We start from the raw sequence: 21841 nt of genomic DNA, 5'->3' as shown, positions 1-21841 counted from the left end.
GGTATTCATGGAATCAACCAACATAACCTTTGTGGGCGCCTTCGTGGCGGGGCTTCTTTCCTTCCTCTCCCCCTGCGTGCTGCCGCTCATCCCGTCCTTCATAACCTACATCACCGGCCTCTCCTTCGCCGACATCCAGGCCGAGCACCCGACCCATGAGGTGCGGCAGCAGACCATTGCCCACTCGCTCCTCTTCATCGCCGGATTCACCTTCGTCTTCGTGCTTCTCGGCGCCTCGGCGACCTTTATCGGCGGATTCCTCCACGAGCACATGGACGTGATCCGCAAGGTGGGTGGCGCGCTGATCGTGATCTTCGGCATCCACGTGTCGGGCCTCGTGCCCATCCATCTCCTGCTGGGGGAAAAACGGCTCCACGTCCACCGCAAGCCGGCCGGGTACCTGGGGAGCTTCCTGGTGGGGCTCGCCTTTGCCGCCGGCTGGACCCCCTGCATCGGACCGATCCTGGCTTCCATCCTCATGGTGGCCGCCACCGAAGAGACCGTGACCAAGGGGATCCTTCTCCTGTTCACCTATTCCATGGGGCTGGCCATTCCGTTCTTCCTGTCGTCCCTGGCCATGCACCAGTTCCTGACCTTCTTCAACCGCTTCAAGAAGCATATCCGCATCCTGGAGATCGTCACCGGCCTCTTCCTGGTCATCGTCGGCGTGATGATCTTCACCAACTACCTGAGCGTCCTTTCCCGCTACACCATGAAGTGGTTCGGGGGGATGTAGGGTGGCCGGAGCCTCCGTCTCGATCCAACTGGCGGTGGCCGACCTGGACGCCACCGAGGCCTTTTACGTGGGGATCCTTGAGCTGGACGTGAACCGCGCCCTTACCGCCCGCGGCGCGCCCGAGCATCTGGAGCTGCACAGCGGTGCCTGGGAGATCATCTTCGTGGAGGAGGATGCCGTGGTCCAGGCCCACCCCTTTCTGGGCGAGCGCCTGGAGGAGTACCCCAAGGGGGTGGGGATGACGATCCATGTGCAGGTGCAGGGGATCGAGGATATCTTCGACGCGGTGGTGGAGGAGGGGCTCGACGTGGTCTATCCCCTGGAGGAAAAGCCCTACGGCGTCAAGCAGTTCTGGTGCTTCGACCCGGACGGCTACCTGCTGGTGGTGGAGGAGCCGCACCGGCAGCGCCGGAACGGCAGTGTGCGGAAAAGCGAAGGGGCGTGATCGCTCACGCCCCTTTGTCGTCCTTCTTTTCGTTCTTCCCGCCGGGAGAACAGGTGTCCGCCATTCAGGTCGGTACCCCGAGCCGGGGCAGGATGAATTTGTTGAGTACGATCCAGAACGCCAAAAACCCAAGCATATACAGTAGTTCTTGCATCGTCGCACCTCCCTGAACAATTCTATCAGATAGTCGGATTATTGAATAGAGGTTTTTACGACGGCCGTTTTTTACCGGACCTGCCCGCCGGTCCGGGCTTCCCGCGGCGGGGAGCGGGACGGGTGGCCTGTTTCTGGGGGCGTGCCACGCTCACGGTGATCACCCTGTTCCTGAGCAGGGCGCCGTCAAGGGTCTCGATCGCCTCTTTTGCCTCCTCCTCGGTGAGCATCCTCACGTAGCCGCACCCCTTGGACCGACCCGTTTCGGGATCGGTGATGATGTGGACCGACGTCACCGTTCCGGCCACCGAAAACAGCCGCCGCAGATCGTCCTCCGTTGCTTCGTACGACATATGCCCCACATAGAGCTCTTTAGCCATGGTCAACCCTTTCGTGTGTCATTGGAGTGCCTGATCCTGCATGGCCGCTCCACCGGCTGAAGCTGCCACCCCGCAATAGTTTTTCAACAGTCTTGCAGGTGGAAGTCAGGGGGTGGAAGGTTATTAACACATACTCTCCCCGGGCACAAGGTTTCCTTCTCCAGCCGCGAATGGAAGGGGGGCGGGGTGGTGTCGGCGAATCAAGGGGGGCGTGATTGCCGGTCGCAAGTATCCCCTTGCGGGCCGCGCATGGTGATGGCAGTATGTCTGTTCAATCGATGCCCACACGGCGTCATGATGAATTCATTCCGGAGCGGGAACGCCACTCCGCTCCCCGCAGCAGTTGTGAAGGACTCCCCCATGCCCGTGATGAAGAGGTCTGAAGACGGTTCGCTCCTGATCCCCGCCGATCTGCTGGGGCCCCTCGGACTTGCGCCCGGCGACCGGGTGGCGGTGGAGGCGGACGCAGAGGGGCGCCTGGTGCTGACCCGGTCGGCGGCCCGGGAGCCGTCGGCTGAGGGGAGCCTCCGGCAGGCCATTGCGCGCAAGAACTTTGAGACCCCCATGCAGTTCATCAAGGGGGTGGGGCCGAAGATGGCCGAGATCCTGGCGCGGAAGGGGATCGTCACCGTGGAGGATGCCCTCTACCTGCTCCCGAACCGCTACGAGGACCGCCGCCAAGTGGTGCCCATGAACCGGCTCCGCCCCGGTGAGACCTGCGTGTTCACGGGGGAAGTGGTATCGGCCGACGTGGTGACCACCAAGGGGGGGCGCCGCTTCTTCGAGGTGATGGCGCGGGATGCGAGCGGTGTCATGTCCTTCAAGTGGTTCAACTACCATGCGGCGTTCATGCGCAAGGCCTGGCAGCCGGGCCGGCGGGGAATCTTCACCGGCCAGGTGACCCAGTACGGTCTCCAGCGGGAGGTACATCATCCGGACGTTGACTGGCTGGCCGAGGGGGAGGCGGTGGAGGCGGCCATGGCGCGGGACCCAGTGGGATTCGGCCGGCTGGTGCCGGTCTATCCGCTCACCGAGGGGCTGAACCAGAAGGCGCTGCGCAAGGTCATGAAGGAGGTCGTGGACCGCTTCGCCCCCTGCGTGGAGAGCGCCCTGCCGGCCCGGGTGATCCGTGAGCGGGCGCTGCTGCCCCTGGCCGAGGCCCTGGGAGCGGTCCACTTTCCGGCTGCCGACGCCGACCCCCGTGCCCTGGAGGAGGGGCGGGACCCGGCCCACCGGACCCTGGTTTTCGACGAATTCTTCTTCCTGGAACTGGGCCTGGCGCTCAAGCGGCGGGGGGTGACCCTGGAGCAGGGAATCGCGTTTTCCGTGAACCACACGTACACCAAGCCGCTCCTGAAGCTGCTTCCCTTTGCCCTGACCGAGGCCCAGCGCCGGGTCCTGGCCGAGATCAAGGCCGACATGATGGCGCCCCACCCCATGCACCGGCTGGTGCAGGGGGACGTGGGCTGCGGCAAGACCCTGGTGGCGCTCCTGGCTGCGCTGGTGGCGGTGGAGAACGGCTACCAAGTGGCCATCATGGCTCCCACCGAGATCCTGGCCGAGCAGCACTACCTGAACATCCACCGCTGGTGCGAGCAGTTGGGGGTGACCGTGGCGCTCCTCACGTCGTCCCTGAAGGGGAAGGCCCGGGCCGGGGCGCTGGAGCGGGTGGCGCGGGGCGAAGCGCAGATCGTGATCGGTACCCACGCGGTGATCCAGGACAAGGTGGAGTTCCACCGGCTGGGGCTCGGCATCGTGGACGAGCAGCACCGTTTCGGCGTGCTCCAGCGGGGGCTCCTGCGCAAGAAGGGGGAAAATCCGGACATCCTGGTGATGACCGCCACCCCGATCCCGCGCACCCTGGCCATGACCGTGTTCGGCGACCTGTCCCTGTCGGTCATCGACGAGCTCCCGCCGGGCCGCACCCCGGTGGAGACGAAGATTTGCACCGATTCCCGCCGCCGGCAGGTCTACGGCATCATCCGCGACGAAGTGGGGTCCGGGCATCAGGCCTACGTCATCTACCCCCTGGTGGAGGAGTCGGAGAAGAGCGAACTCAAGGCGGCCACCCAGATGGCCGAACACCTGGCCAATGACGTGTTCCCGGATCTGCGCCTCGGCGTTCTCCACGGCCGGATGAAGCCCGAGGAGAAGGAGGCGGTGATGCGTTCCTTCAAGGAACGGGAGATCGACATCCTGGTTTCCACCACGGTCATCGAGGTGGGGATCGACGTGCCCAATGCCACGGTGATGGTGATCGAGCACGCGGAGCGGTTCGGCCTTTCCCAGCTCCACCAGTTGCGGGGGAGGGTGGGGCGCGGCAGCGCCACGTCCCGCTGCATCCTCATGGCGTCGGACCGGTTGTCCGATGACGGGGTCAAGCGGCTGCGGGTGATGGAATCAACCACCGACGGCTTCAGGATCGCCGAGGCTGATCTGGAGATCAGGGGGCCGGGCGATTTCCTCGGCACCCGCCAGGCGGGCATCCCTGACTTCCGCGTGGCCAACATCCTGCGGGACGGCCGCATCCTGGAAGAGGCCCGGGCCGAGGCCTTTGATCTGGCGGAGCGGGACCCTGAGCTGCGGGCCCCCGGCCACGAGCCGCTCCGGGAGGAGCTGGCGCGGCGCTGGGGCGGCCGGCTGGAACTGGCCGGGGTGGCCTGAGGAGTGAGAGCATGACTGACCACTTGTCGTTTTCCGCGTTTCTGGCGGAGGCCCCCGTGATCCTCGGCGAAGGGGCGGTCATCGAGCGCCTGCGCCGGGCCGGAGTGGACCTGGACCCCTGGCTGGTGAATTCGGCCCTCGTGTACGACCCCGCCGGCCGCTCCGCCTTGGCAACCATCTGTCGCGAGTACCTGGACATCGGGGCGCGTCACGATCTGCCGCTGCTCCTGTCCACCCCCACCTGGCGGGCCAGCCGGGAGCGGATCGAGGCGGCCGGACTGGCCGGCAGGGACGTGAACGGCGACAATTTCCGGTTTCTGGACGAGCTTCGGCGGAGCTACGGCGCCTACGGCCGGAAGGTCCTCATCTGCGGCCTCATGAGCTGCCGGGGAGATGCCTACCGGCCGGCCGAGGCCCTGTCGGAGGATGAAGCCCGCGAGTTTCACTCCTGGCAGGCCGATGCCCTGGCCGCCGCCGGAGTGGATTTCCTCCTGGCCGCCACGCTCCCCGCCCTGGGCGAGGCCGTGGGGCTGGCCCGGGCCATGGCGGCCACGGGCATGCCCCACGTGGTGAGCGTCGTGGTGCGGCCCGGGGGGACGCTCCTGGACGGCACGCCGCTGCGGGAGGCGGTGGCGGCCTTGGATGCCGCCGTGAGCCCCCGGCCCGTGGCCTATCTGGTGAACTGCACCCATGCCTCGTTTTTCCGGAGCGCGCTCCTGCACGAGACCAACTCGTCGCCCCTGGTGCGCCAACGGGTGGTGGGGCTGCTGGCCAATACCGCGGCCCTTTCCCCCGAGGAACTGGACAATGCGGCCGAACTGGTGGAGGAGTCCCCCGGGACCTTTGGCCGCTCCGTGGCCGCCCTTCACCGGGACCTGGGGATGAAGGTGCTGGGCGGCTGCTGTGGCACCGACGGCCGGCACATCGAATGTCTGGCGGCTGAGCTCTCCGGCACCGCCGCCCGGTAATCAGTACGACCACTCACCACACAGAGGAGGAACACCATGTCCGAATTCACCAACGTAACCGTCATCCGCGAGGCCAACGTCTACTTCGACGGCGGCGTCGTGAGCCGCACCGTCGTGTTCCCCGACGGGACGAAGAAGACCCTCGGCATCATGCAGCCGGGCGAGTACACCTTCACCACCGGCGCGCCCGAGATCATGGAGATCCTCTCGGGCGAGCTGGATCTCAAGCTGCCGGGCAGCGATGCGTGGAACCGCGTCGGCGGGGGGGAGTCCTTCGATGTGCCGGCCAATTCCTCCTTCACCATGAAGGTGCTGTCTCTCACCGATTACTGCTGCTCGTTCCTCGGTTAGGCCGGCATCGTCTCGAACCGCTCCGGCAGACCGCCCATGTGCGTCCCTTCCACCTCCCCGCCGCCGGTCATCGGCCGCTTCGCCCCGTCCCCCACGGGGCCGCTCCACGTGGGCTCCCTCGTGGCGGCGGTGGCGAGCTACGCCATGGCCCGGCGCCAGGGGGGGCTCTGGCTCGTCCGCATGGAGGACCTGGATACCCCCCGGGTGGTGCCGGGGATGGCGGATGACATCCTGCGGACCCTGGAGTGCCTGGGGTTTGACTGGGATGGCGACATCATGCAGCAGAGCCTCCGCGCCGACGCCTACGGGGCCGCCCTCCAGCGTCTCCTGGCGGCGGGGCACGCCTACCCCTGCGGCTGCTCCCGGGCCGAGATCGCCCGGGCAGCCACCGCCCCCCACGACGGGGACGGCGAGATTCCCTACCCGAATCTTTGCCGCGGCGGACTCCTGCCGGGCAAGGAGCCCCGTTCCTTCCGCGTGCGGGTGCCGGCGGAACCCGTGGAGTTCACCGACCTGGTCATGGGGCCGCAACGCCACGACCTCGCCGCGATCTGCGGCGACTTCGTGATCAAGCGGGCAGACGGCCTCTTTGCCTACCAACTGGCCGTGGTGGTGGATGACGAGGCCCAGGGGGTGACCCAGGTGGTGCGCGGCGCCGACCTCCTCTCATCGACCCCCCGGCAGATCGTGCTCCAGCGGCTGCTCGGCTTTGACACCCCCGCCTATGCCCACGTGCCGCTGGTGACCGGCCCCGGCGGCGGCAAGCTCTCCAAGCGGGACAACGCCCTGTCCCTGGCCGCCGGCCGCGACCTGACGCGGGAAGGGGGGCTGCTCCTGCTGACCGCCCTCCGCTTCCTGGGGCAGTCTCCTCCGGCGGAACTGGCCGGGGCGCCCGGTGCCCGCGTGCTCCAGTGGGCCGCCGGCAACTTCGACCCCTTGGCAATCCCGACCGCGGCCGCCCCCTTTCACGCTTCTCCCTGAAACCCGCCGTTTCCACCCCTCGATGTCACGCCGGAATCCATTGGCCCGTCATTGCGCAGGCCCGTTACGGGTTTATACTTTTCGCAGAATATTCTTCGCTACTGTGGAATATTCTGCACCGCCCGGCGGATAGTCGCGCCGCGCCGCACGGACTTTCAGCCGGTTACGGCATGGCACGGTCTGTGTAATGCCGATCTGAGACCCTATTCAGAGGTACCGGAGACTGAAATGATCACTCGCATCCTGAGGACCCTTCTCGCATCGGTGGCGTGCGTCCTGCTCCTTGCCGGCCCGGCCCGGTCCGGCGATGCACCGGCGGCGGAGGATCTGAACTCCCTGGTGAGCCGCGCCCTTTCCGTCAACCCGGAGCTCAAGGCCTCAGAGGCCCGGTGGGAGATGTTCCGCAACCGCGTGGCCCAGGCCGGTGCCCTGGCCGACCCCATGCTCATGTTCAAGCTCCAGAACTTCCTTCTGCGCGACCCCCTGGACAGCCGGCGGGACCCCATGACCCAGCGGGTGATCGGCATCTCCCAGGAGCTTCCCTTCTGGGGCAAGCGGGCCCTGAAGGCCGAGATCGCCGACCGGGAGGCCGAGGCCCTCAGGTGGCAGGTGGAGGAGCGCAAGCTGGAGCTGGCCCGCATGGTCAAGGAAACCTGGTACCAGCTCTACCTGGTTGATCGGGAGCTGGATATCGTGGAACGCAACATCCGGGTGATGGACGACTTCGTCACCCTGGCCGAAACCCGTTACTCGGTGGGGCAGGGGGCCCAGCAGGACGTGTTCAAGGGGCAGGTGGAGCGTTCCCGGATGCTCGACATGCAGATCGCCCTCGCGCAGCAGCGCACGAGCCTCCAGGCCACCCTCAACACCCTCCTCTTCAGGCCGGCCGAGACCCCGGTGGGGCGTGTGCCCGACCTGGATATCCGTCCCGTTTCCCTCTCCGCCATCGAATTGCGTGCCCTGGCCGAGGAGAACCGTCCCCAGTTCAGGAGCCTGCGGGCCCAACTGGAAAAGGGGGCGGCAGGGCATCGGCTGGCCAGCCTGGAAGCGTTCCCGGACGTGACCCTCTCCCTTGAGTACATGCAGCGGGACCCCTCCATGGATGATCGGGGATACGACATGTACTCGGTGGGGCTCACCTTCAATCTGCCGGTGCAGCGGGAGCGCCGCCGCGCCATGGCCCGGGAGTCCGTGGCCGACACGGACATGGCCCGGGCCGAGCTGAACACCCTGAACAATGCCATTGCCTTGGGCATCGCCGACAGCCTGGCCAGGCTGGAACGCAGCGAAAAGCTGGCGCAGCTCTACCGCACGGGGATCATCCCCCAGGCCGAGCAGTCGCTGGAATCTGCCACCATCGGCTACCGGGTGGGGAAGGTCGATTTCCTCTCCCTGCTGGACGCCCGGGTCACGGTCTTCAATTACGAACGCCAGTACCACGAGGCCCTGGCCGAGCACGGCATGCGCCGCGCCCAGTTGGAGGCGCTGGTGGGGAGGGAACTGGAGTGAGTCGCCATCGCGAGGGATATGCCATGTTGTTCACGAGGAAAATCATGCTGCCGCTGGTGGCGCTTCTGCTGGCCCTGGCCGCCGCCGGCTGCCAGAAGCAGGGGGCCGAAGCCCCCAAAGGGGACGGCCATGACCACGCCGCCGAGGCCAAGGTCGAGTACACCTGCCCCATGCACCCCTTCATCATCAAGGACAAGCCCGGATCATGCCCCATCTGCGGCATGGACCTGGTGAAAAAGGTTGCCGGAACCGGCGCCGACGCCAAGGAGTTGGAGAAGCTCGCCCAAGTAGCCGTCCCCACCACCCAGATGGTGATGGCCAACGTGGCGACCCAGCCCGTGACGGCCAAAAGCCTGCAAAAGGAGATCACTGCCACGGGGATCGTGGCCTACGACCAGCGGCGTCAGGCCAAAGTGACCGCCTGGGTGGCGGGGCGGATCGACCGGCTCAACGTCAATGCGGTCGGTGACTTCGTCTCCAGGGGACGGCCGGTGGCGGAACTCTATTCGCCCGATCTCGTCTCGGCCCAGCAGGAGTATCTCCTGGCCCTCAAGAGCCGCGACCGACTCAAGGACTCTCCCATCGCCTCCATCTCCCAGGGGGGGCAGGGGCTCGTGGCCTCGGCCCGGCAGCGCCTGCTGCTCATGGGGGTGAAGGAACAGCAGATCGCCGGGCTGGAGAAGGCGGGACAGCCCAACATCAAGCTCCCCGTCTATACCCCACTCTCCGGCGTGGTGATCGAAAAGATCGCCATCGAAGGGCAGTACGTGAACATGGGCGATCCCCTCTTCACCATCGCCGACCTCTCCACGGTCTGGGTCGAGGCCGAGATCTACGAGAGCGACGTCTCCTTCGTCAAGGTGGGGCAGCGGGTCGAGGTGACCACTGCCTCGTGGCCGGGCAGGACCTTTTCGGGGCGCATCTCCCTGGTCTACCCGTTCCTCGATCCCAAGACCCGGACCATCAAGGCCCGGATCGAGCTCTCCAATCCGGGGCTGAAGCTGAAGCCCGACATGTTCGTCAATGCTGCCATCAAGATGCCCCTGGGCACGGCCGTTGTCGTCCCCGTTGCGGCGGTGATGGATACCGGCACCCGGCAGGTGGTCTGGGTCCAGGTGAAGGAGGGGACCTTCGAGCCCCGCGACGTGAAGGTGGGGGCGAGGGTCGGCGACGAGGTGCAGCTGCTTTCCGGCCTGAAGGCAGGCGAAGTGATCGCCTGCTCCGGCGCGTATCTCATCGACTCCGAGTCGCAGTTGCGGGGCGGTTCCGGCTCCCATGCGGGCCACGAAGGGATGCCCGGCATGGAGAAGGAGGGGGCGAAACAGGCTCCGGCCGCGCCTCCCGCCAGGAAGAACGACATGAGCATGGATGACATGAAGATGTGAGATGCGGGACCCGGGATTCGTAACATCCGTTTCCCCCAGCTCCTGGTCCCCAGTACCTGATCCCGAGGTTTCAAGTGATCGAGAAAATCATCGAATATTCGGCCCGCAACCGGGTCATCATCCTCATGCTCTTCGCCCTGGTCATCGGCTGGGGGATCTGGGCGGTCTACAAGACGCCGGTGGATGCGATCCCCGACCTCTCCGACAACCAGGTGATCGTTTTCACCGACTTTCCCGGCCGCTCCCCCCAGGTGGTGGAGGACCAGGTGACCTATCCCCTGGCGGTGAACCTCCAGGGCCTTCCCCGGGTGAAGGCGGTGCGGGCGTCGTCGGCCTTCGGTTTTTCGATGATCTACGTGATCTTCGACGACAAGGCAGACGTCTACTGGGCCCGGACCCGGGTGCTGGAGCGGCTGAACTACGCGGCTTCGCTCCTTCCCGCCGGCGTGGTGCCGACGCTGGGCCCCGACGGCACCGGCGTGGGGCACGTCTTCTGGTACACCCTGGAAGGGAAGGGGTACGATCTGGAGCAGCTCCGGACCCTCCAGGACTGGTTCGTCCGCTACCAGCTCAACACCGTGCCCGGCGTGGCCGAGGTGGCCTCCATCGGCGGCTTTGTCCGCGAATACCAGGTCGACCTGGACCCCCACAAGCTCTTTGCCTACAACATCAAGGTCTCCGACGTGATGGAGGCGATCAAGGCGGCCAACAACGACGTGGGAGGCCGTCTACTGGAGCAGGCCGATGCCGAGTTCCTGATCCGGGGCCGGGGCTACGTCAAGTCGCCCGCGGACATCGAAAACATCGTGGTCACCGCCGACATGCGCGGCACCCCGGTCTACGTGAAGAACCTCGGCACCGTCCAGATGGGGGGCGCCATCCGCCGGGGGCTCCTGGACCTGAACGGCGAAGGGGAAGTGGTGGGCGGCATCGTGGTCATGCGCTACGGCGAGAACGCCAAGGACGTCATCGACCGGGTGAAGGAGAAGATCACCGCCCTGGAGAAGGGGCTGCCGCCGGGGGTGAAGATCAAGACCGCCTACGACCGCTCGGATCTCATCGAGCGGGCGATCCACACCCTCAAGCGGGCCCTGGCCGAGGAGTCCATCGTGGTCTCCCTGGTGGTGCTCGTGTTCCTGCTCCATTTCCAGAGCGCCCTGGTGATCGTCCTGACCCTGCCCATTGCAGTGCTCATCGCCTTCATCACCATGAAGCTCATGGGAGTCAGCTCCAACATCATGTCCCTGGGGGGGATCGCCATCGCCATCGGCGTGCTGGTGGACGCCGGGGTCATCATGGTGGAGAACTGCTACCGGCACCTGTCCGAGCTGCCCGAGGAGGAGCGGAAGGCGCGGCGGCTGGAGGTGATCATCGCCAGCGCCAAACAGGTGGGGCGCGCCATCTTTTTCTCCCTGGCCATTATCGTCCTCTCCTTCGTGCCGGTTTTCCTCCTGGAGGGCCAGGAAGGGAAGATGTTCCATCCTCTGGCTTTCACCAAGACCTTTTCCATGGTCGGCTCGGCCCTGATCGCCATCACCCTGGTGCCGGTCCTCATGTACTTCTTCATGCGGGGCAAGATGCCGCCGGAGAGCGCCAACCCGGTCTCCCGCTTCTTCATCCGGCTTTACGGGCCGGTGATCCGGTGGTGCCTCACGTGGAAGAAGACGGTCATCGCCCTGAACGTGGTGGCGCTGCTCGTGGCGGTGCCGCTGTACATGAAGCTCGGCTCCGAGTTCATGCCGCCCCTGGACGAGGGGTCGCTCCTCTATATGCCGGTGACCCTCCCCAACGTCTCCATCACCGAGGCCAAGCGGATCATCCAGGTGCAGGACGCCGTCATCAAGAGCCACCCCGAGGTGGAACTGGTGCTCGGCAAGGTGGGGCGGGCCGAGACCTCCACCGACCCGGCGCCGGTCTCCATGTTCGAATCGATCATCATCCTGAAGCCCAAGGATACGTGGCGGCCCGGCATCACCAAGAACGACATCGTCAGCGAGCTGGACGCCAGGCTGCAGCAGATCGGGGTGCGCAACGGCTGGACCCAGCCGATCATCAACCGGATCAACATGCTCTCCACCGGGGTGCGGACCGACCTGGGGCTCAAGATCTTCGGCAACGACCTGAACGTCCTGCGGGATCTGGCGATACAGGCGGAAGGGATTCTCAAGGGGGTCAACGGCGCGGCGGACGTGGTGGCCGAGCGGGTCACCGGCGGCAACTACCTGGACATCGACATCGACCGGGAGGCGGCGGCCCGCTATGGGGTGAAGGTGGCCGACGTGCAGGAGGTGATCGCCACGGCCCTGGGGGGCGAAACGCTCACCACCGCCGTTGACGGCCGCAACCGCTTCCCGGTCCGGCTCCGCTACCTGCGCGACTACCGCGATTCCATCCCGGCCATCCAGCGCATCCTCGTTTCCGGCATGGGCGGCGCCCAGGTGCCCCTGTCCCAGGTGACCACGCTCACGGTCTCCACCGGCGCGCCGGAGATCGCCAGCGAAGGGGGGCTGCTCCGCTCCATCGTCTTCCTCAACGTCCGGGGCCGCGACATGGGAAGCTTCATGACGGACGCCGAGGCCGTGGTCGAGAAACAGTTGAAGCTGCCGCCGGGCTACTATGTGTCCTGGTCGGGGCAGTGGGAGAACCAGGTGCGGGCCAAGGCGCGACTCCAGGTCCTGATTCCGGCCGGCATCGCGATCATCTTCATCCTGCTCTACTTCACCTTCCACTCGGCCCTGGAGGCGAGCATGGTCATGCTCTCGGTCCCCTTTGCCCTGGTGGGCGGGGTCTACCTGGTGTCCGCCCTGGGCTACAACATGTCGGTGGCGGTCTGGGTCGGCTTCATCGCCCTCTATGGCGTGGCCGTGGAGACCGGGGTGGTGATGGTCATCTACCTGCACGAGGCCCTGGACAAAAAGCTTCTGGCCGGCCCGGTGACGGAGCAGGACATCTATGACGCCACCTACGAGGGGGCGGTGCTCCGCCTGCGGCCCAAGCTCATGACCGTGGCGGTGGCTCTTCTGGGGCTCGTGCCGATCATGTGGTCCAGCGGCACCGGCGCAGACGTCATGAAGCCCATCGCGGCCCCCATGATCGGCGGCATGATCTCTTCCGCCATCCACGTGCTGATCATGACGCCGGTCATCTTCGTGCTGATGAAAAAGCACGATCTGAAGAAGGGAAAGCTGACGTATTCGGGAATGAAGCACTAAGCGAAGTCAATACCACGAAAAAAGGAGAACGCATCATGAAGAAACTCGCAGTTGTCATCGCCGTCGCAACCCTCGCCCTGGCGGCCCCCCTCATGGTCATCGCCGCCGACCACGGCAAGGGGGGCATGAAGCACGGCGGCCATGCCGACCACGGCACCGCGGCCCACGAGGAAGTGGTCGACGGCGTCAAGGTCACCTTCAAGGTCATGAGCATGGCCGAGCACATGAAGGCCATGAACATGGATCTGCCCAAGGGGATGAAGGAGACCCACCACATTGCCGTTGAGTTCAAGGATGCCAAAACCGGCAAGGCCATTACCGAGGGCGAGGTGAACCTGAAGGTCCAGGGTCCGGACAAGACGGCCCAGACCAAGGCGCTGATGGCGATGCAGGGACACTTCGGCGCCGATTTCAACCTCTCCAAAAAGGGGAAATACGGCGTCATGAGCAAGTTCAAGGTAAAGGACGGCACGGTGCGCAGCGCCAGGTTCTGGTATGAAGTGAAGTAAGCGAGCTGGCGAGGATACGTTTCGGGAAGGGGAAGGGCAACGCTGAAAGCCCCCGCATGGAGCGGGGGCTTTCAGCGTTGTGGAATGGTTCAGCGCAGGTGCTTCGAGGTGGTCAGCACCGCTCCCGACACGGTGCCGTTGATGGTCTTGACGGTGATGGCGGTCCCCCGGGCAAAGGCGGGGCTCATGGCGATGATGCGCGTGGGAGACCAGGAGATCACCGTCGCTTCGGTGGCGCCGGCAAAGACGCCGAGTCCCGTCTTGTATTCGGTAGGCGGCGGCGGGCCGAAGCCGCTGCCCGTGATGGTGAGGGTTTTGGCGGTGCCGAGCGTGGCCCGGCTGATCCGCAGCGGCGGTACCACCGTCAGGGTGGCCCGGTTGCTCTGCTTGTCGTTCTTGACCACCCGCAGCGTATAGTTGCCCGGGGTCAGGGCCGGCAGAAGAATCCGGATCTCGCCGTCGGTAATGGCGGCCGGTTGGATGGTCACCGGCGACCGGCCGTTGTCGAGGACGACCACCGACGAATAGGTGAGGCCGTCCCCGCCGACGTTGACGAAGCCCGAACCCGCAAGGGTCAGGCTCCGGGCGCTGCCGGCGGGAAGGGTGTACGCGCTCTGCTCCTTCAGGTAGGGGACCGTGGCGGACCAGGGGCCGGCCGAGGCCGCCAGCCACGAAACCTCAAGCCACGAATAGTGGCACCCGATGCAGTCCCAGTTGCTCCCCACGTGTCCCCACCCCGGCGTCTCCCTGAACGGGACGATGATGCCGGGATTTTCGGCCGCGGGGGAGTCCATCTGGATGTTGTGGAGCGTGTCGGGCCCATGGCAGGCCTCGCAGCTCCGGATGCCGGTGCCCGTCGGATCCGACCCGGGGTGGCAGACGATGCAGTCGAGCTGGGTCGCGTGGTGGGTGTCGGCATTGCTGAACACCGGCCTGACCACGCCGGTCCGGGGATCGACGGCCGTCGGGTCCGCCTGGTGGCAGGCCGCGCACCCGTTGACGACGATCGTTTTTCCGGTCGCCGGGTCATAGGTCTCCTCCCCGTGGGGCAGAGGGGACATGAAGCCAAGGCTGCCGACCGGGATGTAGTGGCCGTCGCCGGGGTTGTCGACGAAGCTGCCGTGGCAGGACTTGCAGTCGAGCTGGAGGGCCGCCCGGGTCGAATGGTGGGGGGACGACACGTGGCAGACGCCGCAGGTGCGGAAGTCCTGAAGGGTATATCCCCCCGAGCCGTCGGGGATGAGCACGTGGCATCCGTTGGCCAGGCTGGCCGGGTTTCCGGTGTAGTTGACGCAACTGACCGGCGGGGTGGTCGTGTTGATGAGGGCATGGTGCCGGAAGGCGATGGTATCGCTGCCCGCGTGGCAGACGATGCAGTCCTCCGTGGACTGATAGGTGGGAACGGTGTCGAACATCCCCAGGTACTGATTGGCGGGCGGAGGCAGCACCTGGGACCAGGCGATGGAGGCGAGGGCCGCCACCCCTGCCGCTGCCGACAATATGCCCCACAGACTCGGTAACGCCATGACCGTTCCTCCTGAACGAGAGTCGGCGCCGGTGCCGTCGGATCGGACCGCCCCTCCGTCAAGGACGGGGTGGTCTTTGTAACATCATGGAATCACAGGCGTGTCGGCAACTGGTCAGGAAGAGTGGGTGGGTGAGGTAACATGTCGATTTAACGCCCGAATTTCTAACAGTGTACCGGCGGCGCCTGTGCAGTCAAGCAAAAAGTGCCTGCCGGGGCGATGGGGCGTCGGCATCACTTCGTGTAGGGTTGATGCAGCCTTACCGGTTTTCCCTTGGCGCGCATCCTCATGTTGAGCATCTCGACCCCCATGGAGAAGGCCATGGCAAAGTAGATGTACCCCTTGGGGATGTGCATGTCGAGGCCGTCCCCGATGAGCGCCACCCCGATCAGGATGAGGAAGGAGAGGGCCAGCATCTTGATGGTCGGGTGCGTGTCCACGAAGGCGCTGATCTTGCCGGCGAAGAGCATCATGAATCCAACGGCGATGACCACGGCCGCCACCATGACTGCCAACTGGCTGGCCATGCCGATGGCGGTGATGATCGAGTCGAGGGAGAACACGACGTCCAGCAGGAGAATCTGGAAGATGATGGCCCCGAAGGACGCCGCGGCCTTGACCACCCCGTGCCCCTCGGTCCCTTCCAGCTTGTCGTGGATCTCCATGGTGCTCTTGGCCAGGAGGAAGAGGCCGCCGGAGATCAGGATCAGGTCGCGGCCCGAGATCTCCGTTCCCAGCACCGACAGCAGCGGTTCCGTGAGCCCCATGAGCCAGGCGAGTGAGAACAGCAGCGCCACCCGCGTGAACATGGCCAGGCCCAGGCCGGTGATGCGGGCCTTTTCCTGCTGCTTCGCCGGCAGCTTCGAAGAAAGGATGGAGATGAAGATGATGTTGTCGATGCCCAGGACGATCTCCAGGGCGGTGAGGGTGGCCAGGGCAAGCCAGGCCTGGGGGTCGGTCAATAAGTCCATTGATCCATGTCTCCTTTGTCAATAACGCCGGGGCACAAAAAAACCTCTACCTCCGGCTCTGTGAGCTCGTCAGGTAAAGGTCTTGCCTGCCGGAAGCAAAGGCCCCACGCCCGGGCAGCGATGCCGTCTTGACGGACGATGGGTCGGCCCCCACGGACCGATGGCTACTCCCCTTTACGGAATGGGGAAACTATACGCAACCGGTTCGAGGGATGTCAATCATGAAATTGCCGGGTTTCAACCATCCGGCCATAGGATATTCCCTTGAATTCGGCCGGCGATTTACTCTATTGTGTGAGAGTCTATACATCTCAGGGAGGACGACGATGAACATCAGAACGATGACGGCTGTGGCCGCTGGCCTCGCAGCAGCGGCGCTGGCGGGATGCGGTGGATCGGGCGGTGTCGGCAGCCAGCCGGCCGCGACCCAGACGGCAATCAGCGGCAAGGCTGCGGACGGGTATCTCTACCGGGCCGAGGTGTTCCTCGACCTGAACGGCAACTACCGGCTGGACTCGGACGAACCGTTTGCCATTACCGACTCGGACGGCGCGTTCACCCTGCTGGTCACGCCGGGGGACGAGGCGCTCTATCCGGTGGTGGTCCGCGCGGTGGCGTCCAACACCTATGATATGGACAGCCCGGCCCAGCCCCTCCCCCGGGGGTACATCCTTACGGCTCCCCGCGGAATGTACGGTTTTGTCAGCCCCATCTCCACGCTGGTGCGCGAGAAGTACGAAACCGGCACCTACGCTTCCGTGGCCGAGGCCATGCTCGAGGTGCGGCAGCAACTGGGGCTCACGGTTTTGAACCCTGCCAGCACGGTCCGCTCCACGGACGATTACGTTGCCCTGTCAAATTCCTCGAACATGGCGACCCGCACCGAATTCCAACGGGTTCGGGCCGTGGCCCGGGCCATGGCCGGCCTCATGGCGGGCCAGATGAGCTCCGACGTGGCCGTCAACGTCAACCAATACCGCTACATCATGGGCCGGATCAACCAGAACCTGGCCCAGATCTGCTTCGAGGCCACCCAGAGCGCCAACCCCGACATTACGGCCATGCGACAGCGCTACGTCGGCACCATGCCGGGCACCTTCGTCAACATGACGGGCATGTTCCGCAACATGACCACGACCACCTTCTGGAACCTGTCAGGCTCCACCATGGTCCCCCGCAACCGGGGCGGCATGATGCGCTGACCCGCGCCTGTCGCCGGCGTTTCGACGGGGCCGCTTCCTTTGGGGAGCGGCCCCGTTTTGTTGCAGAATAGTCCACAGGCTTTCTGGAGATTATTCTGCAATCCCCTCCCCGTATCATGCGTCCCCACTTTTAGTTATAGATAAATCAATGGAATACACGAACGGGCACACTGGCACGCCAATTGGATAAGACTCCCTCGTAACCCGGCGGAACCGAAGCCGCCGTCAAAGGAGCCTGTCATGGGTGCAATGAAAAAAGGAACCATCGGCATCGTGGCCGCGGCAGTGATCGTGGTGGTGCTCTGTGCCTTCGCGGTGAGGCTGGAGGCGTCGGCGGACAGCGTGGCCGTCCTGCGGGCCCAGGGCATGACCTGCGGCAGTTGTGCCGGCAAGATCGAGAAGACCCTCGGCACGGCAGCGGGCGTTGCCACGGTCCAGGTGAACGTGGGTGCCGGCGAGGTGGTGGTCGGCTTCGACTCCCGCACCGTGCGGCCCGAGACCCTGGCCGAACGCGTCACCGGTGCCGGCTACGGATGCAGCATCCTCCAGGTACTCACTCCCGAACAGTACCGGGCGCAGACCGGCAGCACAACGGCCTTTGTCCGGCAGGGGGGCGGCTGCGGCGCAGGCTGCTGCGGTAAGTAGAGCCCGGCTGATCGGGGAAGCGTTGAGTTTCCAGCCCCGGTCCCTCAGCCACGCAAACACAACCAGCGACATGCACAGATGCACTCCCGGCAGGGAGAAACGCACAAGGGGGATATTCGCAATGCAGACCGGAACAGTGAAAACCATGATGAAACTCGGAGTGGTCGCGCTGGCGGCCGTGCTGGCCGTGGCGGGAGCGGTGACTGCCTTCAGCCTGCCGGGGGTCGGCAAGTTCGCAAAGGCCAAGGTCGCGAAGGGGGCCGTGAGCGTTCCCCTTGCCGACCTGCAGGACGGCAAGGCCCGTTTCTACCGCCACAGCGAAGGGGGGCGCGACATTGCCTTTTTCGCGGTCAAGGCCCCCAACGGCAGCTACCGGGTTGCCTTTGACGCCTGCGAGGTCTGCTTCCAGGAGAAGAAGGGCTACGTCCAGGACGGCGGCTTCATGACCTGCCGCCAGTGCAACAAGAAGTTCGCCACCGACCGCATCGGCGAGGGGCCGGGCGGCGGGTGCAACCCGGCGGCCATCCCCGCCCGGCAGGCCGGCGGCAATCTGGTTATCAGCGTAGCCGACATCCGCTCCGGCGCCCGGTTCTTCTGAGCCCGGCAGCCTGACAACAGCACACAGGAACGGGGAACCCCATGAAGCTGCATAACATCTCCATCAACAACCTGCGCCGCCGCCGGGCCAAGATGCTCTTTCTCACGGTGGGACTCGCCGTGGGGATCGCCACCATCGTCACCCTCATGACCCTCACCGCCTCCATGTCCAACGACATCGGGCGCAAGATGGACGAGTTCGGCGCCAACATCCTGATCACCCCCCAGAGCAACGACCTCTCCATGAGCTACGGGGGCATCAGCCTGGGCCGGGTCACCTTCGACCAGCGGGAGATCCGTCAGGAAGACCTGGCGCGGATCACCGCCATCAAGAACAGCACGAACATCCTGGCCGTATCCCCCAAGGTCCTCGGCGGCGTCCGGTTCGGCGACAAGGACGCCCTGCTGGTGGGGGTCGACTTCGAGAGCGAACTCAAGATGAAACAGTGGTGGCGAGTCTTCGGCGAGGTGCCCAAGGACGGCGCCGGCGTGCTTCTGGGTAGCTCAGCGGCTGACACGGCCCATCTTACCCCGGGCGACACCGTCACCATTGCCGGGCGCACGTTCACGGTCACCGGCATCCTTGAGCAGACCGGCTCCCAGGACGACTCTCTCATCTTCATGCCCCTGGCCGATGCCCAGAAGCTGCTGGGCAAGGAAGGGCGGATCACCCTGGTGGAAGTGGCGGCCCTCTGCTCCGGCTGCCCCATCGGCGACATGGTGGTGCAGATCGCCGAAAAGCTCCCCGAAGCCAAGGTCACCGCCATCCAGCAGGTGGTCGAATCGCGGATCAAGGCCCTGGACCACTTCCGCCGCTTCGCCTACGCCGTGGCCGGCGTGGTCATCTTCATCGGCTCCCTCATCGTCTTCGTCACTATGATGGGGAGCGTCAACGAGCGCACCACAGAGATCGGCGTGTTCCGCGCCATCGGCTTCCGCAGGAGCCACATCATCCGGATCATCCTGCTGGAGGCGGCCCTGGTGAGCGTCCTGGCCGGGCTCGTCGGCTACGCCGCCGGCATGGGCGGCGCCACCGCGGCGCTCCCGTTCATGGCCGAAAGCAAGGACGCCGTCCTGGTCTGGGATTCAACGGTACTGGCCGGGTCGGTCCTCCTCTCCCTGGTGGTGGGGATGCTGGCCAGCCTCTACCCGGCGCTCCACGCCAGCAGGATGGACCCCACCGAAGCGCTCAGGGCGCTGTAACCCGCACCGCAACCACAGTCAGAGGGAACGCAATGGCACTCATACGGATCAAAGATCTCACCAGACACTACGCCGGCGGCGACGAAACCGTCCAGGCGCTCCGGGGCGTGAGCCTCGCCATCGAAGACGGCGAGTTCGTCACCATCATGGGCCAGTCCGGATCGGGCAAGAGCACGCTCCTGTCGGTCCTGGGGGGGATGAACCACCCCACCGCCGGCGAGGTGGAAATGGCCGGGGTCCGGCTCTACGACCTCACCGGCGAGCAACTGGCCGACTTCCGCGCCGAGAAGCTCGGCTTCGTGTTCCAGTCGTTCCACCTGGTACCGTACCTGACGGCCCTGGAGAACGTCATGCTTCCCCTGGCCATCACGAAGATGAAGAACCGCGACAAGGTCGCCGCGGCGCGCGAGGCCCTGGAGCGGGTCGGGCTGGGCGGCAAGGCCGACCGGCTCCCCAACCAGCTCTCCGGCGGCGAGCAGGAGCGGGTCGCCATCGCCCGGGCCATCGTCAAGAAGCCCCCCATCATCCTGGCCGACGAGCCCACCGGCAACCTGGACACGAAAACCAGCGAAGAGGTCATGGACCTGTTCCGCCGCCTCAACGCCGCCGGCCACACCGTTGTCATGGTCACCCACAACCCCGACAACTGCACCTACGCCGACCGGACCATCCGCCTGCGCGACGGCCTGGTCGTCGAAGACGGCGCGGCCGACGCAACTGCGCGAACCGCCGCCTGAAGCGGCCCCCGGATATCGTAGGGAGTCACGCCGAAGAAAAAAAGTGTTGACTCCCCCCGCGTCCCTTTGCTATATAACGGGAACCTGTTTCGCGGGAATAACTCAGTGGTAGAGTGCAACCTTGCCAAGGTTGAAGTCGCGGGTTCGAATCCCGTTTCCCGCTCCAAAAAATCAAGGGGTTAGGCAAATTGTCTAGCCCCTTTTTTCTTTTCATGTAACCTTTTGTGTAACCTCTTATCGACCTTACACCTTGTGGGATAGGTTATGGCAAAGAACTCTGCAAAACCTTTACTAAGCGGCTCAAATCCGCTTGCCGCCTTCTATTAAACAAGGGGTTAGCCAATCAAGGCTAGCCCCTTTTGTTTTGCGTTGGGAACATTCGGTGGGAACATCTGGGATTATGATGTGTTTGCAGAACGGGACGAAATGAAGTGTTTTTTAGGACAGTGTGTGTAGTACTGGTAATCACCTGACACTTGGCCGTTTATAAGGGGTGGCCATACCGCCCTTGAATGGATTAAAGATGAAGTTGCTCAGACAACATCTTTCCATCAAGGAGGAACGGTATGACCACCGCAGAGAAAGTAGCACGAAGAAAGCTCAGTTTGCTAGACCTTGCCGGAGAACTTGCCAACGTCAGCAAGGCATGCAAGGTCATGGGCTATTCACGGCAGCAGTTCTACGAGATCCGGCGCAACTATCAGACCTATGGTGCCGTCGGTTTGCTCGACCGCCTGCCCGGTGCCAAGGGACCGCATCCTAACCGGGTCGATGAGGCAGTGGAAACAGCGATTCTGGAGCACTGCCTGAACCACCCCGGTCATGGGCCGTTACGGGTTTCTCAGGAACTGTCCCTGAAAGGGATTCAGGTCAGTTCTGGCGGCGTGCGGGGTGTCTGGAGTCGGCACAGCCTGTTGACGAAGCAGGAACGTATGCTCCGGCTCGAAAAGAGTGTCAGAGAACAATCTTTCGAACTTTCCGACGAACAGATTCGGCTCTTGGAGCGTTTCAGCCCGGAGTTCCGAGAGCGGCATATCGAGACGAAACATACCGGCGATCTGGTGGCCGTGGACACCTTCTTTGTCGGCACTCTCAAGGGCGTCGGCAAGATCTACCTGCAGTCGGTGATCGACTGCTATTCCCGCTATGCCTGGGGCAGGCTCTACACTAACAAGCTGCCCCTAACCGCCGTGCATGTTCTCAACGAAGACGTGCTACCGTTCTTTGAGGAGCACAACGCCAGGATCAACACCATCCTGAGCGACAACGGCCGGGAATTCTGTGGCAGGCCGGACAACCATCCCTACGAGCTGTTCCTGCAGCTTGAAGAGATCGAGCATCGTACCACCAAGGTCCGGCGGCCCCAGAGCAACGGGTTCGTCGAACGGCTTCACAAGACCCTGCTGGACGAGCATTTCAGGGTCATGGGACGCACCAAGTGGTACGAATCTATCGAGGAGATGCAGGCCGATCTGGACGACTATTTCCGGCACTACAACCATGAACGCCCGCACCAGGGACGCAACATGAACGGCAGAACGCCGTACACCGCCTTCATAGAAGGCTTGCCAAAGGACGAAGAATCGGATACTGAGAACTCGAATCTGGCAGCGTAAATCTGAAACCCATTCAAGGACGGACTGTCAGGTGATTACTGTCTCTGTACA

The 21841-nt window shown here is 64.6% G+C and carries 19 protein-coding genes and 1 tRNA gene; 17 read left to right on the top strand and 3 right to left on the bottom strand.

The features are described 5' to 3' along the window. The first annotated feature begins 7 nt into the window (after positions 1-7). Positions 8-736 (top strand): cytochrome c biogenesis CcdA family protein, encoded by a 729-nt coding sequence (locus AC6CDK_RS07190; RefSeq protein ID WP_039645439.1) that lies wholly within the window; start codon positions 8-10, stop codon positions 734-736. 1 nt (position 737) lies between these two features. Next, entirely contained in the window at positions 738-1181 is a 444-nt protein-coding gene (locus tag AC6CDK_RS07185) for a VOC family protein (protein ID WP_039645437.1), read from the top strand. A gap of 209 nt (positions 1182-1390) precedes the next feature. On the opposite strand, the gene AC6CDK_RS07180 is transcribed toward AC6CDK_RS07185, so the two are convergent. Further along, on the bottom strand, positions 1391-1714 hold the full coding sequence (locus AC6CDK_RS07180) for an RNA recognition motif domain-containing protein (protein ID WP_039645435.1): 324 nt from the start codon (positions 1712-1714) through the stop codon (positions 1391-1393). Positions 1715-2074: 360 nt separating this feature from the next. Between AC6CDK_RS07180 and recG the strand changes: the two genes are divergently transcribed. From recG to AC6CDK_RS07140, 8 genes are all read left to right on the top strand, one after another. After that, entirely contained in the window at positions 2075-4378 is a 2304-nt protein-coding gene (gene recG / locus AC6CDK_RS07175; protein WP_192905955.1) for an ATP-dependent DNA helicase RecG, read from the top strand. 11 nt (positions 4379-4389) lie between these two features. Continuing rightward, positions 4390-5346, top strand: a complete 957-nt coding sequence (locus tag AC6CDK_RS07170; protein WP_066357605.1) for a homocysteine S-methyltransferase family protein — start codon at positions 4390-4392, stop codon at positions 5344-5346. Positions 5347-5382: 36 nt separating this feature from the next. Then, positions 5383-5697 carry a pyrimidine/purine nucleoside phosphorylase gene (gene ppnP / locus AC6CDK_RS07165; RefSeq protein WP_039645429.1) on the top strand — a complete coding sequence of 105 codons (315 nt, stop codon included), beginning with the start codon at positions 5383-5385 and terminating at the stop codon, positions 5695-5697. Between the two features lie 36 nt (positions 5698-5733). After that, a complete protein-coding gene (gene gluQRS / locus AC6CDK_RS07160) occupies positions 5734-6678 on the top strand; it encodes a tRNA glutamyl-Q(34) synthetase GluQRS (RefSeq protein WP_192905956.1) in 945 nt (314 codons plus the stop codon). Positions 6679-6906: 228 nt separating this feature from the next. Continuing rightward, a complete protein-coding gene (locus AC6CDK_RS07155; RefSeq protein ID WP_066357603.1) occupies positions 6907-8187 on the top strand; it encodes a TolC family protein in 1281 nt (426 codons plus the stop codon). A 23-nt stretch (positions 8188-8210) separates the two neighbouring features. Next, positions 8211-9572 carry an efflux RND transporter periplasmic adaptor subunit gene (locus AC6CDK_RS07150; protein WP_192905959.1) on the top strand — a complete coding sequence of 454 codons (1362 nt, stop codon included), beginning with the start codon at positions 8211-8213 and terminating at the stop codon, positions 9570-9572. A 74-nt stretch (positions 9573-9646) separates the two neighbouring features. After that, positions 9647-12784, top strand: a complete 3138-nt coding sequence (locus tag AC6CDK_RS07145) for an efflux RND transporter permease subunit (protein WP_039645422.1) — start codon at positions 9647-9649, stop codon at positions 12782-12784. A 35-nt stretch (positions 12785-12819) separates the two neighbouring features. Next, a complete protein-coding gene (locus AC6CDK_RS07140) occupies positions 12820-13293 on the top strand; it encodes a hypothetical protein (RefSeq protein WP_039645420.1) in 474 nt (157 codons plus the stop codon). Between the two features lie 89 nt (positions 13294-13382). Here the strand turns inward: AC6CDK_RS07140 and AC6CDK_RS07135 are convergent, their stop codons facing one another. Then, positions 13383-14819, bottom strand: coding sequence for an IPT/TIG domain-containing protein (locus AC6CDK_RS07135; RefSeq protein ID WP_039645418.1), 1437 nt, complete (start codon positions 14817-14819; stop codon positions 13383-13385). 233 nt (positions 14820-15052) lie between these two features. Further along, positions 15053-15790, bottom strand: a complete 738-nt coding sequence (locus AC6CDK_RS07130) for a TerC family protein (protein ID WP_039645416.1) — start codon at positions 15788-15790, stop codon at positions 15053-15055. A 326-nt stretch (positions 15791-16116) separates the two neighbouring features. Between AC6CDK_RS07130 and AC6CDK_RS07125 the strand changes: the two genes are divergently transcribed. The 7 genes from AC6CDK_RS07125 to AC6CDK_RS07095 all read left to right on the top strand — a co-directional run bounded on the left by AC6CDK_RS07125 (position 16117) and on the right by AC6CDK_RS07095 (position 21790). Further along, a complete protein-coding gene (locus AC6CDK_RS07125) occupies positions 16117-16992 on the top strand; it encodes a hypothetical protein (protein ID WP_192905957.1) in 876 nt (291 codons plus the stop codon). 240 nt (positions 16993-17232) lie between these two features. After that, on the top strand, positions 17233-17637 hold the full coding sequence (locus tag AC6CDK_RS07120) for a heavy-metal-associated domain-containing protein (RefSeq protein WP_039645412.1): 405 nt from the start codon (positions 17233-17235) through the stop codon (positions 17635-17637). Positions 17638-17782: 145 nt separating this feature from the next. Next, entirely contained in the window at positions 17783-18235 is a 453-nt protein-coding gene (locus AC6CDK_RS07115; protein ID WP_237560726.1) for a DUF2318 domain-containing protein, read from the top strand. 41 nt (positions 18236-18276) lie between these two features. Beyond that, positions 18277-19437 carry an ABC transporter permease gene (locus AC6CDK_RS07110; protein ID WP_039645408.1) on the top strand — a complete coding sequence of 387 codons (1161 nt, stop codon included), beginning with the start codon at positions 18277-18279 and terminating at the stop codon, positions 19435-19437. 32 nt (positions 19438-19469) lie between these two features. Beyond that, positions 19470-20174: an ABC transporter ATP-binding protein gene (locus AC6CDK_RS07105; protein WP_039645406.1), complete on the top strand. Its 705-nt coding sequence runs from the start codon at positions 19470-19472 to the stop codon at positions 20172-20174. A gap of 91 nt (positions 20175-20265) precedes the next feature. Then, positions 20266-20340, top strand: a tRNA-Gly gene (locus AC6CDK_RS07100). A 400-nt stretch (positions 20341-20740) separates the two neighbouring features. Continuing rightward, a complete protein-coding gene (locus AC6CDK_RS07095; RefSeq protein WP_039646317.1) occupies positions 20741-21790 on the top strand; it encodes an IS481 family transposase in 1050 nt (349 codons plus the stop codon). The last annotated feature ends 51 nt before the right edge of the window (positions 21791-21841 follow it).

The sequence above is a fragment of the Geobacter sp. PheSNFMC genome, from assembly GCF_059620965.1.
This window is presented reverse-complemented; position numbering and strand designations above follow the sequence as displayed.